Origin of the sequence: Chitinophaga horti, assembly GCF_022867795.2 — a bacterium.
In the GTDB taxonomy this organism is placed as follows: Bacteria; Bacteroidota; Bacteroidia; order Chitinophagales; family Chitinophagaceae; genus Chitinophaga; species Chitinophaga horti.
This window is the reverse complement of the sequence record NZ_CP107006.1, coordinates 67,263-81,681: the sequence shown is the minus strand read 5'-3', so window position 1 is coordinate 81,681 and position 14,419 is coordinate 67,263. Positions and strand designations below refer to the sequence as shown.

The 14,419-nt window shown below is 52.4% G+C and carries 12 protein-coding genes; 5 read left to right on the top strand and 7 right to left on the bottom strand.

Going from position 1 to position 14,419, the window contains the following annotated elements:
* Positions 1–6: 6 nt before the first annotated feature.
* The 5 genes from rsmG to MKQ68_RS00330 all read left to right on the top strand — a co-directional run bounded on the left by rsmG (position 7) and on the right by MKQ68_RS00330 (position 2,763).
* The gene (gene rsmG, locus MKQ68_RS00350; RefSeq protein ID WP_264281608.1) at positions 7–633 is read left to right on the top strand and encodes a 16S rRNA (guanine(527)-N(7))-methyltransferase RsmG; all 627 of its coding nucleotides are present in this window, start codon (positions 7–9) and stop codon (positions 631–633) included.
* Positions 634–815: 182 nt separating this feature from the next.
* Positions 816–1,376, top strand: coding sequence for an RNA polymerase sigma factor (locus MKQ68_RS00345; protein WP_264281607.1), 561 nt, complete (start codon positions 816–818; stop codon positions 1,374–1,376).
* A gap of 10 nt (positions 1,377–1,386) precedes the next feature.
* Positions 1,387–1,776, top strand: a complete 390-nt coding sequence (locus MKQ68_RS00340) for a hypothetical protein (RefSeq protein WP_264281606.1) — start codon at positions 1,387–1,389, stop codon at positions 1,774–1,776.
* Between the two features lie 62 nt (positions 1,777–1,838).
* Positions 1,839–2,078, top strand: coding sequence for a hypothetical protein (locus tag MKQ68_RS00335; protein WP_244840875.1), 240 nt, complete (start codon positions 1,839–1,841; stop codon positions 2,076–2,078).
* 121 nt (positions 2,079–2,199) lie between these two features.
* Positions 2,200–2,763 (top strand): DinB family protein, encoded by a 564-nt coding sequence (locus MKQ68_RS00330; RefSeq protein WP_264281605.1) that lies wholly within the window; start codon positions 2,200–2,202, stop codon positions 2,761–2,763.
* A gap of 105 nt (positions 2,764–2,868) precedes the next feature.
* Here MKQ68_RS00330 and MKQ68_RS00325 read toward each other — a convergent pair whose 3' ends face one another.
* From MKQ68_RS00325 to MKQ68_RS00295, 7 genes are read right to left on the bottom strand one after another with little or no spacing between them, the layout of a single operon-like run.
* Positions 2,869–4,740 carry a M1 family metallopeptidase gene (locus MKQ68_RS00325; RefSeq protein ID WP_264281604.1) on the bottom strand — a complete coding sequence of 624 codons (1,872 nt, stop codon included), beginning with the start codon at positions 4,738–4,740 and terminating at the stop codon, positions 2,869–2,871.
* A gap of 35 nt (positions 4,741–4,775) precedes the next feature.
* Positions 4,776–6,083, bottom strand: a complete 1,308-nt coding sequence (locus MKQ68_RS00320) for an ATP-binding protein (RefSeq protein WP_264281603.1) — start codon at positions 6,081–6,083, stop codon at positions 4,776–4,778.
* A gap of 6 nt (positions 6,084–6,089) precedes the next feature.
* Positions 6,090–7,352, bottom strand: a complete 1,263-nt coding sequence (locus tag MKQ68_RS00315) for an eCIS core domain-containing protein (RefSeq protein ID WP_264281602.1) — start codon at positions 7,350–7,352, stop codon at positions 6,090–6,092.
* Complete coding sequence (locus tag MKQ68_RS00310) at positions 7,349–9,388, bottom strand: eCIS core domain-containing protein (RefSeq protein WP_264281601.1); 2,040 nt, start codon at positions 9,386–9,388, stop codon at positions 7,349–7,351. The genes MKQ68_RS00315 and MKQ68_RS00310 overlap by 4 nt, the downstream gene beginning before the upstream one ends.
* Positions 9,389–9,427: 39 nt before the next feature.
* The gene (locus tag MKQ68_RS00305) at positions 9,428–10,102 is read right to left on the bottom strand and encodes a chitosanase (protein ID WP_264281600.1); all 675 of its coding nucleotides are present in this window, start codon (positions 10,100–10,102) and stop codon (positions 9,428–9,430) included.
* A 21-nt stretch (positions 10,103–10,123) separates the two neighbouring features.
* Positions 10,124–11,563: a contractile injection system tape measure protein gene (locus MKQ68_RS00300; protein ID WP_264281599.1), complete on the bottom strand. Its 1,440-nt coding sequence runs from the start codon at positions 11,561–11,563 to the stop codon at positions 10,124–10,126.
* Between the two features lie 3 nt (positions 11,564–11,566).
* Positions 11,567–14,419 carry a hypothetical protein gene (locus MKQ68_RS00295; RefSeq protein WP_264281598.1) on the bottom strand — a complete coding sequence of 951 codons (2,853 nt, stop codon included), beginning with the start codon at positions 14,417–14,419 and terminating at the stop codon, positions 11,567–11,569.

Sequence of the window (14,419 nt, the reverse complement as noted above, 5' to 3'; positions counted from 1 at the left end):
TAACATATGGATATCGTCCTTAAATATTTCGGAGATTTTTCGCCCGTTCAGCTCGAACAGCTGAAGGCCCTGGATGCGGTTTACCGCGAATGGAATGAAAAGATAAACGTGATTTCCCGCAAGGATATCGACGCCTTGTATGAGAAACATGTGCTACATTCCCTGAGCATTGCGGCCGTGGCCAACTTCCCTACCGGCATGAAAGTGCTGGACCTGGGTACGGGCGGCGGTTTCCCGGGTATTCCCCTCGCTATTTTCTTTCCCGACGTACATTTTCACCTGGCAGACTCCATCGGCAAAAAGATTAAGGTGGTGGAAGCTGTGGTGGAAGCCCTGCAACTGAAAAACGTTACCTTCCAGCACACCCGTGCAGAAGAAATCAAGAACCGCAAGTTCGACGTCGTAGTGTCCCGCGCGGTGGCGCCTTTAGCCGATTTGATGCGTTGGAGCAAACCAGTGCTGAAAAAGGCCCCGCAGGATAACGACGGTGTACCCTCCGGCCTCATCTGCCTCAAAGGTGGCGACCTGGCCCAGGAAATTTCCGAAAGCGGTTACCGGCCCAAAAAAGTAGACATCTACCGACTTTTCCCCGAAGAATCTTTCAAGGATAAATACATCCTTAGCGTTAAATAGCCGTCTTTTAATAGGGGTAAGCAATGCGCCGGCGCGTCTTATGTTGACAATGAGATGATTAGCGCCGGGTCATACAGGTGGCCGCATCTTTTTTCAAAAAAAATACCAGGCCTTTAAAATATCAGCTTCCCCTGCTCGTCTTCCTAATTAAGATGAGAGAGTTGCTCCTGACAAAAACAGCTATGGCAGCCGAACAAAACGAGCGAATAAAGGAAACGGTGCAAAAGGAACGGAAACGTTTGCTGCATTTTATCCGGAAGCGGGTAAATAATGCCGACGATGCCGAAGATATTTTGCAAGATGTTTTCTACCAGTTTACCCAATATTTAAGAGTGGGTACAGAGGTGGATTCGATCACCGGCTGGCTGTTTGCCGTTACCCGTAACCGGATCACGGACTGGTTCCGGAAGAAGCGGGAGGATAACTTCTCCGACTACCAGGTTGCACGCGAAGACGGGCAAGACACGCTATACCTTTCCGATATTTTGCCCGACAAGGCCGCCACTGCCGATGCGCCCCTGCTGCGAAAAGTAGCCATGGAGGCCGTTACCGAGGCTTTGGACGAACTGCCGGAAGAACAACGCTACGTGTTTCTGCAACACGAAGTGGAAGGCAAATCCTTTAAAGAAATTTCCGAAGCAACGGGTGTATCCGTGAACACCTTACTGTCGAGGAAGCGGTATGCGATCTTACACCTGCGCGAACGACTGGCAGCTGTTTACACAGAGTTTTTAAATGCTTAAACGAATACGTATGAAACGATTTTCTGTAGGCCTTGTTCTTAAAGTGATACTGATGGTGGCCGCCTGTAGTGCGCTGCTGGGTTTCGTGACCATGGGCCTGTGGAACTGGCTGGTGCCGGAACTTTTCCATGGCCCGGTAATTACCTTCTGGCAGGCATTAGGCCTGTTAGTGCTTAGCAAACTGCTGCTCGGCAGCTTTGCTAAAGGCGGCGGCGCTCCCTGGGGCGAAAAAAGCCGTCAGCACTGGAAGGATAAGATGAAGGCTAAAATGAAGCATATGTCAGAGGAAGAAAAGCTTAAACTGAAACAAAGCCTTTCCAAATGCATGCGCGGACGCTGGTCCGAGCTGGAAGAAGAAACAAAACACGATACACAGGCTCCCGAAGATAAATCTATCTAAGCTTCCCCGCGTTTCGGCTTTTGCATGGGCCGGAACGCCTTTTAACACCTAACTATTTAACCATGACCACCGCCTTTCTTAACCACACCTCGATGATCGGTATATTTAAAACGAACATCGGCACACCCGGCGAAAGCCACAGCGTACTAAAGGCCATCCGCCAGCACTTTGACGTTGGGCCTTGCAATGTCGATATAGAAGATTGCGATAAGGTACTGCGCATCGTTGACCTGAAGGTAACCGAAGCACAGATGATCGCGTTCGTACAGGCGCAGGGCTACCAGTGCGAGATACTGGAATAGCCGGTTTAAATTAGGCCGGCACCAAAAAGAATGGTACATTAGCTAACCGCGGTATCAACGCAGCACGCCTTATAATTAACCGTCAACTGTACGACACTGTTCACCGAAAAACCAGCTTACTATGAACAGGAATGAAATTGCTACGCTTCTCAATACAAACTTTAACGCATTTGCGCATTTTATAGACTCACTGTCCAATCACCGCTTCGCCGTTTCGCCGGAAGGCAAATGGTCGGCCGGGCAGCAACTGGACCACTTACTTCGCAGCACCAAACCAGTGAACAAGGCCTTAAGCCTGCCCAAACTGGCACTTCGCTGGTACGGCAAACCTAAAACGCCCTCCCGTGGTTACGAAGCTTTGGTGAACGACTATCGCCAGCAGTTATCCAAAGGTTTCGCCGCCACCCGGGAATATATACCGGGCATTATAGAACTATCGCACCGCGAACCTTTGCTGAAACAGTTTTATCAACAAAAGGAACGCCTCATCCAACAGATAGAAAGCTGGACGGAAGAAGAGCTGGACAATTACGTACTACCGCATCCGTTACTTGGCAAGATTACGATAAGGGAGGTATTGTACTTTACCGCGTATCACACCGCCCACCACCTGCACGACCTGCAAACGCGGGAGCAGCTTCGAAAGAATCCCTGGAACAGTGCTTTGGAGGAAATGATATTTTAAACAAAAAAGACCGCCTGTAACAGGCGGTCTTTTTTGTTTGATGTCGATAAGAGAAACAAAGCTGAAGTGAGTGACACAACGGCGGCTGAAAAATGTTCCGGCAGCTTAGTCCACCGCCTTATTATTACTCCTGTCTATATCCGCCATCCGCTGGCTGGGATCAATCTCCACGCTGCGCAGCTGGTTGAAGGGCACGTTCAGGCTTATCTCATACGTAGGCGCTACCCACTGCCAGGCGTCGTGTTCGATGCGTTGTATAGTGGCGTCTTCGTTGGGTTTTGTGCCGAACATCAGGTCGAGGGGGATATAGTGGTTTACTTTTCGGCCGTCTTTTGTTTCTACTACAAAATCAACAGGCATCGGCATCAGGCCTTTGCGGCGGAGGCGGACTACAGCGTTGCCGTTCTTTTCGTACATGCTGTCAAGCGCGTAATCGATGTGTTTGGTGGTGTTGACGAAATACATCTTATACCAGTCCAGTTGAATGCCGCTCGTTTTCTCCATTACCCGTACAAAGTCGTTCAGGTTAGGATGCTTGAAGCGCCACTCCCAGTAGTAACGCAGCAGGCCTTTATCGCGATTGGCGGCGCCAATGATGTAGCCGAGCTGCTCGAGAAATACGGCTCCTTTTGAATAAGACGACACACTGTAACCATTGTTGGTATTGAAATGGTCCGCATGTGTGCTCATCGGCTCCTCGCGACCACTCCTGATCAGGCCGAAGTAGTTAGCGTAAGACCCTTCGTGTGCCCATTTATTGGCGTTGGAATCCAATGTGGATTGTATGATATTATCTTCCCCGAATGTGGTAAAACCTTCATCCATCCACGGATACAGGCTTTCGTTAGTGGCCAGCATGCCCTGGTACCAGCTGTGCATCCATTCATGTACCGATACGCCATACAGGCCATCGAGTTTGCCGGTGCCGAGTATCAGTGTGGCCATTGGATATTCCATACCGCCGTCGCCACCCTGGATGAAGGAATACTGCTTGTATGGATAAGGACCGTAATGCGCTTTGGCATAAGCGTAAGCTTTGGTCATCAGGTCTGGCAGCAGTGGCCAGGTTTTGCGGGTGGTATCGGTTTCGATAAAGAAGAAATGCGCAGTAAAATCGTCGATCTTTTTAGTGATGTGTTTGTAATTTGGATCGGCGGCCCACACGAAATCGTGCACGTTGGGTGCCACAAAACGCCAGGTGAGTTTTTTACCGGCGGGCGGTATCACTTTGGTGCCCGGCGCTTCATATCCATGACCGATTTGCGCAGGATTTTGCAGGTAACCGGTACCACCTATCGTATAGGCTTTATCGATGGTGATGTTCACTTCATAGTCGCCCCATACCCCATAAAACTCGCGGGCGATGTACGGCGTAGGGTGCCAGCCCTCATAATCATATTCACACATTTTAGGATACCACTGCGCCATGGAAAAGTCAACCCCTTCTTTGTTATGACGGCCACTGCGACGGATCTGTACGGGCACCTGGGCGTCGAACTCCATATCGAAGGTTACGCTGCTTTTCGGCAGAATGGGTTGGTCCAGCTCCACTACCAGGATGGTTTCCTGGGTGCGGAAGTTTTGCTGGCGGCCGTTCATTTTGAGGGAGCGTATCTTTTGGTAACCGACTTCGTCGGGATTTAATTTAGAGATGCGGTCGAGTACGCGGCCGTCCCAGTCGTAGCGGTTATTGCCGTTCTTATCTTTGCCGAGCAGCACTTTGCCCAGCTCGCGGCTGCGCACGTCCATAGAGCTGTTGGGCTGAAACGCGTTCCAGTAAAGGTGATAAAATACTTTATGAAGCGTATCCGGAGAGTTGTTGAAATATTGCAGGCTTTGTTTACCTGTAAAACGGTTGGCCGCCGCATCCACATCAATATCCATCTTATACTTCACACGCTGCTGCCACCTGTCTGACTGTGCTGCAGCGGATAATGCCGACAGCGCCAGCAGGCCCGAAACCAAAAATTTTCTCATACTAAACAGGGAATGTTTAACAGCGAAAATACAACTTAAAGCGATTTCTCCTCCTTCGCCAGTTCTTTACGCACGCCTTCCAGCACGTCCTGCAGTTGTAATTGGCCGTCTCCCCGGGCAAAAGCGCGCAGGGTGGCGTATTGCATCACATTCAGGATAGCCGCCCCGGTGAGGTCGAAGCGGGCTGACAATTGCTTAACATCCACCCCGGGCGACAACTTAAGGCTGGCGGGCAATGATTTCTCCCACAGCTGCCTGCGCTCTTCTTCATTAGGCACAGGAAAGTGAATGATCGCATGGAAGCGGCGCAGGAAGGCCTCGTCCAGGTTATTTTTGAAGTTGGATGCCAGGATCATCAGGCCGGGGAACTCTTCCACCCGTTGCAGGAGGTACGATACTTCCTGGTTCGCGAAACGGTCGTGGGCGCTCTGCACGTTCGTGCGTTTGCCGAACAGCGCGTCGGCCTCGTCGAAGAACAGTATCCAGTTTTTATTCTCCGCGCGGGTAAACACCTTCTCCAGGTTCTTCTCGGTTTCACCAATGTATTTGGACACTACCTGCGACAGGTCGATGCGATACACTTCCTGGCCGAATTGTTTGCCGAGCAACGTGGCCGTAAGCGTTTTGCCGGTGCCGGACGGGCCATAGAACAACGCCCTGTAGCCCGGCTTTACCTTGCGGGACAGGTTGGCATCGTTTCTAAATTCATGCTGATACTGCAGCCAGGTGCGGATGTCGCCGATCTGTTCGCGGGTAATCGGGTGCAACACCGCATCTTCCCAATTCATTTTCGTGCGCAGCCTGCGGGCGGGAAACTCGGGACTGAAGCGTGGCTGCAGCTCCTTGCCTACAAGTACCTGGTGCAACCATTCAGGAGACAACACCAGCCGGCCGCTCATTGCAGGCTCCCCGTCTTTCACACCACCCAGTGTCAACACACCTTCCTGGTAAAGCACTCCCTCATCCGCAAAAATGGCGTGTAGTTGTTGACGCGTAAAGATGTTTCTTCCGGCCAGGAGGAACACCGCCGTTTCGCCGGTGGGCAACATGCCGCGGTGATTATTCCCTTTCGCGCCGCCGAACTCCGGGAAATCACCGCCCTGCGGCAGGTACTGTTGTATAATCGATTCGAAAAATCCTGGTTGCAGATGCGGCATGAGCGCGAGTAGCAGGATCACCTGTTCGGTGGGAGAAAAAGGCGCAAAGGCTGGCAGGGCCGATGTATTTTCGGCGATGTCGTTCACGTAACCCTGTGTATCTACTTCTTTATGAGAGAAGTGAGCGGCCAACCTGGCTTGTATAAAGATGGCCAACTGGTTGATGGCCTGCATTAATTCATTCATGTGTCGTTACAATTTCCGGAACCAATCTATGATCTTATTTTCATCAAATTTCAATGAAGGTCCGGGAATGATGGTTTCGCCCGGTGCGGGTTGATATGGCGGTGCGCCGGAAGGTGGCATCGGGTGCAGCGGCGGCTCCGGCGGCGTCCAGCGTTTGCCTTTAGCCCATTGCAGCAGCCCTTTGGCAGTCGCCTTCAGGGCACTTTTGAGTTTATCTTCTATCGGCAGGGCATCGAGTATTTTTTCTGCGATGATCTCGTCCCCATCCTTGATCGCGTCGATCAGTTCTTTCTTCAATCCTGGCGTAAGCAGCGTTTTCAGCAGGGGATCATCTTCCGCCCAGGCTTCAATCGGCGTTTTACGCGGTAACCGCAGGTCCGGGATCTTTTGGTAATAGTCCGGCGTCACGTCTTCCGTGGGTACTTTAGGCCAGAAAGGATTGTGAAAGTCGGGCAGTTTGTAGTCACCTTTTAACGGCGGTTGCGGCGTCCAGTCGAGCTTGGGCGGCGTAATGAACCTTCGGGCGGATAGCAGCAGTTGTACGCGCCGGTTACGTGGTTCGCGGCCGGATGATTTTACGGCAGGCTCTCTTTCGCCAACAGTGCGGGTGCTGATCATCGCGTCCGGCAGCGCACTTTCGCCACTGGTGAGTTCCTGCTTTACGGCTTCTGCACGGGCGAGGCCGAGGGCTTCGTTCTTCGCTTCTGTATCCACGGCATCGGTATGGCCCCAGAGCGTGAGGAACGAATCAGGATAATGCAACAGCAGCCCGGTAATACGTTGTTTATATTCTTTCAAACGTTCGATGTGTTCCGGCGTGAGCGCAGCCGTTCCAAATTCAAAGCTGTCGATTTCTATCGAGTTTTGATAGGATGTCCATAACGCAGCAGCTTTATCCTGGTCGCTGCCGCCAAGCGGTTCGCGCTGTACGCCTTGCGTGCGGCCGCTTTGCTGTTGCGTTACATGCGTAAGTTCATGGGCGAGCAGGCGTTGCCCCTCGCGGGAGTCAGGATTATATTGCCCTTGATTGAAAACAATATGCGAGCCTTGTGTGAATGCTTTAGCACCGAACGCATTGGCCGCCTGTTCGTCCGTATGCACCCGTACATGACCAAAGTCTTGTCCGAAACGGGGCGCGAAGAACTGCTGCACGTGGTCGGGTAACGGTGCGCCTGTGTTTTCGGCCGCACGCTGCACCGTGGATGGAAAGAATGGCGGTTCGTTCTTCGGTGACTGATGTAGGTCCGGCTGGCGTTTTTTATATTTCATACAAGTGTTTTTGAAGGAAAACTTACTACCCTGTCTGCCATCGCATCTGCCTCACGCTCATGAACGTTATCTGCCCCGCCCTGTTCCAGCTTGGGCTGTAAGCCCACCAGTCCGAATTGTCCCAGGAAAAAGGCCGCGCGGAAACGATCGTCGCCCATCATCACACGCACATCCTCTGCATGCTGCCCCGCCTGCCTGTATCCGGTTTGCGCCGCGGGAATACTTACGCCTATGCACGCACCTGTCGCCATTCCTCCTTCGAAGCGTTGGCGATACGCCGTACTCCTGTTTGCGGAAGCGCGAATATGCTCGAACAACTGATCGCCGAGTATTTCGGGGAAACCTTCTGTAATGATTTGCCGGCCGTTATTGATGTTGTAAAAACGTTGGTGATGATACACGTGCATCAGTTCATGGCAAAGCGTATTAACGGTACGCCATCGCGCGCCGCATTCGCCGCCACTCGCGCTGGTGCGATATTGCAGGTTGATCGTTACATCAGCTGCCGTTGGTCCGTGCGCGGTAAAGGTTTGCCAGGCCAGGATCGTATTTACACTCGTTTGCACCGCCGGATCGGCATCCAGCGTGTTGATGATATCATCCCACACAGTGACGTCTGCCGCGCATCGCGGATCGAAGTTCGTAGCAGCTAACAGGCCATTCGCGTCAGCTTCCATGGTCGCACGGTTATCGATATACGCTCTGCGCACATCGGGCGGGATCGCTCCGGGAGCCGTGCTGGCTTGCAGATGACTTGAGTATCGCCAGTTATCGAGGAAGTGCCGCGAGCTGCCACGGCCCATATACGGACTAAAAAAGGATAACGCTTCCTGGTGTACCAGGTCAGCGATAGGCAGCACGTCGGAGGTGTTCTGAGAAGCCACCGATGCACCGCTCACCGCCGCCACCTGGGTAGCGAGGTAATTAGTGAGCAAGCCTGGCGTATCAGCCCGTAAACGCACTTCATTTAGCGCCGCAATACGCGTAGCCGGACAACTGGAACTGCCCGCACTGCCACCGCTGGAGGTTCCGTTAAACAATACGTCCAACGCGGCTACCTCCGTAGCAGTAGGCGCCGTCAGTCCGCGGGTAAATGCACGTTCAAACCATCCACTGCTCCGTAACACCTCGTTCTCGAAGGTGGTGCTGAGCGTACCATCCAGCGGCTGGTACAATGCCTGTGGCGCAAAGGCGATCAAGGCGTTAGCGGCCCTGGTCACATTGAAGCCTGGCAACGGATTATCGATCAGTATATCCAGCGCAAACAACAACCATCTTTGCTGACCGGGCGTTAGTGCTGCAATAGCCGCCTGTACCGGCGTAGCCGGACGAGTGGTCAGCTGCGTATACAGCGCCTCGCAGCCCCGGTCGTAATGGCCGAAGTAGGTCGTATCCAAAAAACTGTAGTCGATCTCGATATTCACCGGGTTGGCAGTGGTGCCGGCGTTATAACGAAAACAGGATACCTGCTTCAGCCCATTACGCTGTTGCAGTACGTGCGTTAGTTCATGTGCCAGCAGGTGTTTTCCTGATTGCGTTTGCGGCTGATATTCATTGTTGTTAAAATAGATATCGGTGCCGATCGCGAAAGCCCTGGCCTGCAACTGCCGGTTCATTCCAGCAGACATTCCATCAGCATGTATCCGCACATCGCCGAAACCTGCACCAAATTTACGCTCCATGAAAGATCGCGTTTCCGGCTCCAAGCCCCGGCCTCCGCCGCGGGACGCTGCCAGGGAGGCCTCCATACCGGCCGGAATGGAGGTGGCACCTTCTGCAGAACGGTGAACCTGTTCTTCCTCCTGCTCGCATTCGGCACACTTCCTTTGCACCTGCACGTTTTCCATGCGCATGACCTTGTCGGCCACGTCATCCGCTTCTCTTTCAAACTCATCACCGGGTTCGTTTACGGTAAGTTTGGTCTGAAAGAAGAGAGGCGGCTGAGGCGCGTCAAACGAAAAGAAGGGCGACCCGTTACGGAGACTTTCCTCCTGCTGGCGGGAAGCGGTTTTAGCCGGTTCGGGGGCCTGGTGCATACAGTATTAGTTTTAGCATTTACAAGTTGATTGTTCTTCCTATTCCACCTTCACCCCATGTGCAAGTACCGTTTTCTCCAATCCCCAGTTATCCTTATCCATCTCGTTCAGAAAACATTCGGTGCGGTACACAGTGGGATGGAGCACCCTGCGTTTATGCGTAGCCAGCCAGTGTTGCCGTGTTTTCGTATAAGCGCGTATCCAGGCCTTTTCATCGCCGCCACGTAACGGCGTACGCTCGGGATAACGGCTGCGCAGGAAAGGCGGAATGCTGCCCGAATGAATATAACTATCGTAAATCACCAGCATACTCAATGGCAGCGTGAAGCGCTCCGATTCGAAGAAGTGGTGTGCAGGCTGGTAGTACAGCACTTCAAACGTTTCGTCCTGCGCCTGCCGCATCAGCGGATCTTCTTTGGCACTGTTGCGGAGCAGGTCCTTGAAAGCCTTGTTATCCACCAGCGGAGTCACACCAATCTTCGGCAGAAACGCCCTAAACTCGTCGGCATAAGTGCCTTGTAATTGCACATATCTTTCCACCAGGTTGCGTAGGTTCCCCTGCTCCGTCGTCTGGCTGCGACCATAGGTAATCTGGCGACTGCCATTGCGGCCGTCGGGTAAAATAGTGACCTGTTCGTACCGGCCTTCGGGGGTACCGGTTTCGAAAACATTTACAATACGGATGATTTTCTTTTTGATCTCGGGACTAATCATAACACTGTTTTATTAATAGTTTTAAAGCGCCCAATTCACACGGAACAACTGCGGCACCCAGGGCAACCGGATAATGGATACGCCCCAGGGCAAACGATTCAACAAAACATCCACCGTACGTTGTTCCACTTGTATAACCCACTCTCCATCCTTGTTAAATAATAGTCCTGGCCGTTGCAGGAACGTTTCGCGAAGTGCGGCGATGCTCGTATTATTCAGCGGAGTCCAGTGTTCCAGTACAGCTTGCAACAGCGTTTCCGCCTGTTGTTTTTCCTCCTCGGTTAACGTTACTTCTCTTACGATGGCCCGTTCCGGGGCCACGCCGCATAATATCTTACACAACACCATCTCATACTCGGGCAGTTGAGTTTCTCCACTGGCCAGGAAAGCCAGCAGGTGTACCGCGCGGTCCACCGCATCTTCTCTTAATTGATGGTCCTTTTCGGTTAACCATTCCAGCTTGCGGAACAGGTGTACCAGGAAAGGATGTAACAATACTAACCCCGCGTTATTGATCGCGAGGCCTTCTTCAGGTAGCGTCGTCATTGCCGGTTTTGCCTGTTGCGACGGCGTTGCTGCTGTTGCCTTTTGCCACGACGTTGCTTTGCTTTCTATAGCCGGGGATGGCGCACCCTGACCCAGCAGTATATCCACTTGCTGTGCTGTCAGCGGCTGGCCGCAATAAGTGGCCCATCGCGTTGTAAATCGTCCTATTACGGTTTGTCGTAATGACTGCCGACTTAGCGCCTCACTATCAATGAAGTCGAAGAAACAGTGCCAGCTGGTGTATCGCACCTTCGCCAGCGGCAGGCGCGGTAACCATTGTTCGATCGTTGTCAGCAACAACCGGAATTGCTCGTACAGGACGGTATCGCACAACAGCTCCAGCATCACCTGCCGTAAGGCCGGCGAACTTTGCTCCACCCAGCGCACCACGTTTATTTCGTTATGCCGCCAGGCTTGCTTCCAACGTTCGCGAAACAATGCCGGCTTTGCCCGTATCGCCCCGATCCAGCGTTGATCAGTTTTTTGATCGGCCACCATCCACCAAGGCAATGTGCCCTTTTCCAGAAAGTAAAACCAGCCGTCCATATCCTGTTGTTCCAGCGACACCCGCGCCAGCACAGCCGATGCTGCAGGTGTGGCCGGAGCGGCGTTTTGCATCGCCTGCTGTTGCAGCAGTTCCACCAGGGCCTTTTCTACGGCCTCCAATGCAGCCTTCCGGAAGTGCTTCTCTATGTCTTCTTCAGGCAGCTGCGCGAGGTCAATTTCCAATCGCGGCACGTGCAGGTACTCGGCCGCACCTGCGTATTGATCAAGGGTTCGACTTAAAGCGTCCATCCATTCACTATCCAGGCAGGCTTTCAGCTGCTGTTGCAGGCGAAAGGCCTTGTCCACCGCCGGCAGTTTCAGGCGGAGGTGCATATTCCGGATAATATGTGTTTGCTTGTCACTAGTCATCTGTTACTGCCTGATGTTAAAAAACTCTCCAAAGTCATTGCGCGACTTCTGCATGAGCGACAGGGCGTCCTGGTAGTTTTTAGCCACCAGTGCCATTTCGGCTTTGCTCATGTTTTTGATGCTCGCCTCGTCGAGGGTCATGCGGCCCATGTCAGCCACTTCCACTTTTCCGGGAGCTGTCACTTTGGTTTTATTCAATACGTTGTCGTACGAGGTTACTACGCGATTAAAGGTTTCCTGGTAGTTCTGCACCACCGTGGTCATGTTACTATTGATCATCGATTTCACGGATGCGATATTATCTTCCAGGTCTGTCTTCTTCGCTACGCCATTCAGGCGTGTATCTACATGTTCGTTGATGTCGAACAGTTTCGTGTTGACGGAGCTTTGCAGGTCGGTCACTTTGCTCAACAGGTCGGTGCGGTCGAGAATAACATTGTCTTTCAGTTTCAACAGATCGGCGTTCAGTAATGGCGGCTTGATCAGGTCGGGTCTGATCTGGAAGATGTCTGGCGGTATATACACCGGCGGCGTAGGCAACGTACCCGGACGAACGGGCGGCACGGTAGTAGCCGCTATCGTTTCGGGCTTCACGGCGTATGGCAGGTAGAAGTCGCCTACCACGCGACGTTGCGTGGTGCCGTTGGCGTCTGTTGTTTGTGTATATAACAGCAGGAAGGTACCTCCTTTGGTTACGCCTGCATTATGGATCACCCCCGGATTTACACGGATGAAGTTGGAGAAGATGTACGATTGCTTTAATGCCTCACGTGTATCTACCACCAGCTGGGTGAGCCACGAAAGTGCCTCCGGATGTGCGATCTGTGCCACGTTCTGCAGCGGGGTAGCCAGCGCGGTGCGTGTAAGCAGCTTGGCACTGTTATTCACCACGGCCGCTTTGTTTGCGATCGATGCATGAATATTCGTGAACTGGTTGGGCGAAGCTTGTGCGGCGGTCACCTGGAAAAATGGTTTTACATTTTCCAGCTCGGTATCCAATGCTTTTTTCCGTTCGATGGCCGATGAGCGCAGTTGTTTGGGGCTTCCGTAATGCTCCGTTACACCGGGCACGTCCAGGTCTTTTTCAGCCGGGATGTTTTTTTCCAGCTCGTCGTTATACGACTTCATCTTATCTAAGTAATTACTGAATTTGAACTTTTGCAGCTCGAATACCATATCGAGATGCGGCGGCGTAAAGTCCCATTTAGGCAGCACGAACCGGGGATTATTATCCAGTTGCAAACCCAGTATATCGAAGGGAAGATCTCTATCCTGGCACAGTTTATTCAGCTGTCCATATACAGATTCATATGTCTTTCCCACGTGCCCTTCTATCCGGAAGAAATCGAATTTATCCAGGTCGTAATCTAATGGATTGGCGATGTGCGGTGGTGCGGAAGGGGTAGCAAAATACGACAGGTGTTTACCCGTCTCGTTACGCCGGAATTTGTCATAGTCCCATTCTTCATTTAAGGAGCCGGCCTCGTAGTAAGCAGGAATACTTCTCGCCCCGATCGCCCCCTTGTAACTTACACTGGGCGTCACCCGCAGCACGTTCACATTTTTTTCTTCATATTGATAATGTTGGATCATTTGCACCAAACGATTGTACAAAAACAACGAGCGGCGCATCTGCGCATCCTTATGATTTAAAATAGGCGATTCGATAAAACACTGCCGGTAGTGACAGCTGGGCACCGGGGACGAATCCACTACCAGGCCTAACGCCAGGTGTTTCGGGAACAGCGCCGCGTCGAGACAGCAGCCCTGGCAAAGATCCAGTGTAGAATCTTTAAACTCCTGGTAAGCGTCTGTAATATCTTTGATGAAGTCGTAAAAATATTGGATGCTGTAGTCGTTTTGCGCCTTGGGTGCTTCCCGCTGCAAAGCCGCGTTAAACGAGGGTGCTGCTGCTCCCGCCAGCGCGCGGAAGCGATTCAGCAAACTGGCCGGCAACCGTAACGATAACCCGGCAATGCTGGTGGCAACTGCGTCTATCTCGTTAACACGTGTAGGCGTATTGCCCGTCGTGCGTGTAATCACCGTAGTAGCCTGCGGCAATTCCCCGTTCTGCGCAAAGCAACGCTCCAGCGACGCAGCCACTGCATCGGCCTGCGCCAATGCCACGTCCAACACCTTGGCAGAACTTTGGATCGCCTGGTTATAACGGTTCCACATCTCACCATAAGTGTAAATGCCATTGTTCGCCGGGTTCCAGACCGGGCGTGTTACATAAGCATCTGGCAAACCGAAGTAACTCTCACCGCAGCAATCATCTTCCTTCCGGATGCGATCGTAGTCGGCTTTGCTGATCAACAATGGCTTTAAGGCCGATTGCATCAGTATACCTTTATTGTCGCAATCGTTGGAAGAGCAGATGTCAGTATCTTCTATATATTGGCTCAGGTAAAGTAACACTACATAATCAGCCGGCTGCCTGTTCGCAAAAAAGCTGCGTAACGGCTGCACCTCTGTACTGCCGCCTCCATCTCCCCTGGCCGGCAACAGTTCAAACAACCCGACCTGCGTATTTTCTGCCTGGTGAAATAATGCATACTGCGCTTTTTTATCGTCGAAGGGCAATGCCTGTGTATACTGCACGTCCTGCTCCAGCGTGATCAGGTCTCCGTCGGACGTAATACCGCAACCTTTCGTGACGGTAATTGAACCGTTGCCGTTCACCACTTTCAATCCGCAAACAATGCCGGCGCCCAGGAGGCGGGTGCGGGTAAGGCGGTCCTGGTAATCGAAGTAACGCACAAGGTTGTTCAGCTGTGAGGCCGTCAACACCTGGTTATCCTCAAAATAATGCAGGGCCGGAGGGGTTATTTTCAGTTTTACGGGAACGTTTTCCAT

Coding starts and splice junctions, on each gene's coding strand:
- MKQ68_RS00300 (WP_264281599.1), bottom strand. CDS start 11,563: ATGACTAGTGACAAGCAAACACATATTATCCGGAATATGCACCTCCGC.
- MKQ68_RS00310 (WP_264281601.1), bottom strand. CDS start 9,388: ATGCACCAGGCCCCCGAACCGGCTAAAACCGCTTCCCGCCAGCAGGAG.
- MKQ68_RS00305 (WP_264281600.1), bottom strand. CDS start 10,102: ATGATTAGTCCCGAGATCAAAAAGAAAATCATCCGTATTGTAAATGTT.
- rsmG (WP_264281608.1), top strand. CDS start 7: ATGGATATCGTCCTTAAATATTTCGGAGATTTTTCGCCCGTTCAGCTC.
- MKQ68_RS00330 (WP_264281605.1), top strand. CDS start 2,200: ATGAACAGGAATGAAATTGCTACGCTTCTCAATACAAACTTTAACGCA.
- MKQ68_RS00335 (WP_244840875.1), top strand. CDS start 1,839: ATGACCACCGCCTTTCTTAACCACACCTCGATGATCGGTATATTTAAA.
- MKQ68_RS00315 (WP_264281602.1), bottom strand. CDS start 7,352: ATGAAATATAAAAAACGCCAGCCGGACCTACATCAGTCACCGAAGAAC.
- MKQ68_RS00320 (WP_264281603.1), bottom strand. CDS start 6,083: ATGAATGAATTAATGCAGGCCATCAACCAGTTGGCCATCTTTATACAA.
- MKQ68_RS00345 (WP_264281607.1), top strand. CDS start 816: ATGGCAGCCGAACAAAACGAGCGAATAAAGGAAACGGTGCAAAAGGAA.
- MKQ68_RS00325 (WP_264281604.1), bottom strand. CDS start 4,740: ATGAGAAAATTTTTGGTTTCGGGCCTGCTGGCGCTGTCGGCATTATCC.
- MKQ68_RS00340 (WP_264281606.1), top strand. CDS start 1,387: ATGAAACGATTTTCTGTAGGCCTTGTTCTTAAAGTGATACTGATGGTG.
- MKQ68_RS00295 (WP_264281598.1), bottom strand. CDS start 14,419: ATGGAAAACGTTCCCGTAAAACTGAAAATAACCCCTCCGGCCCTGCAT.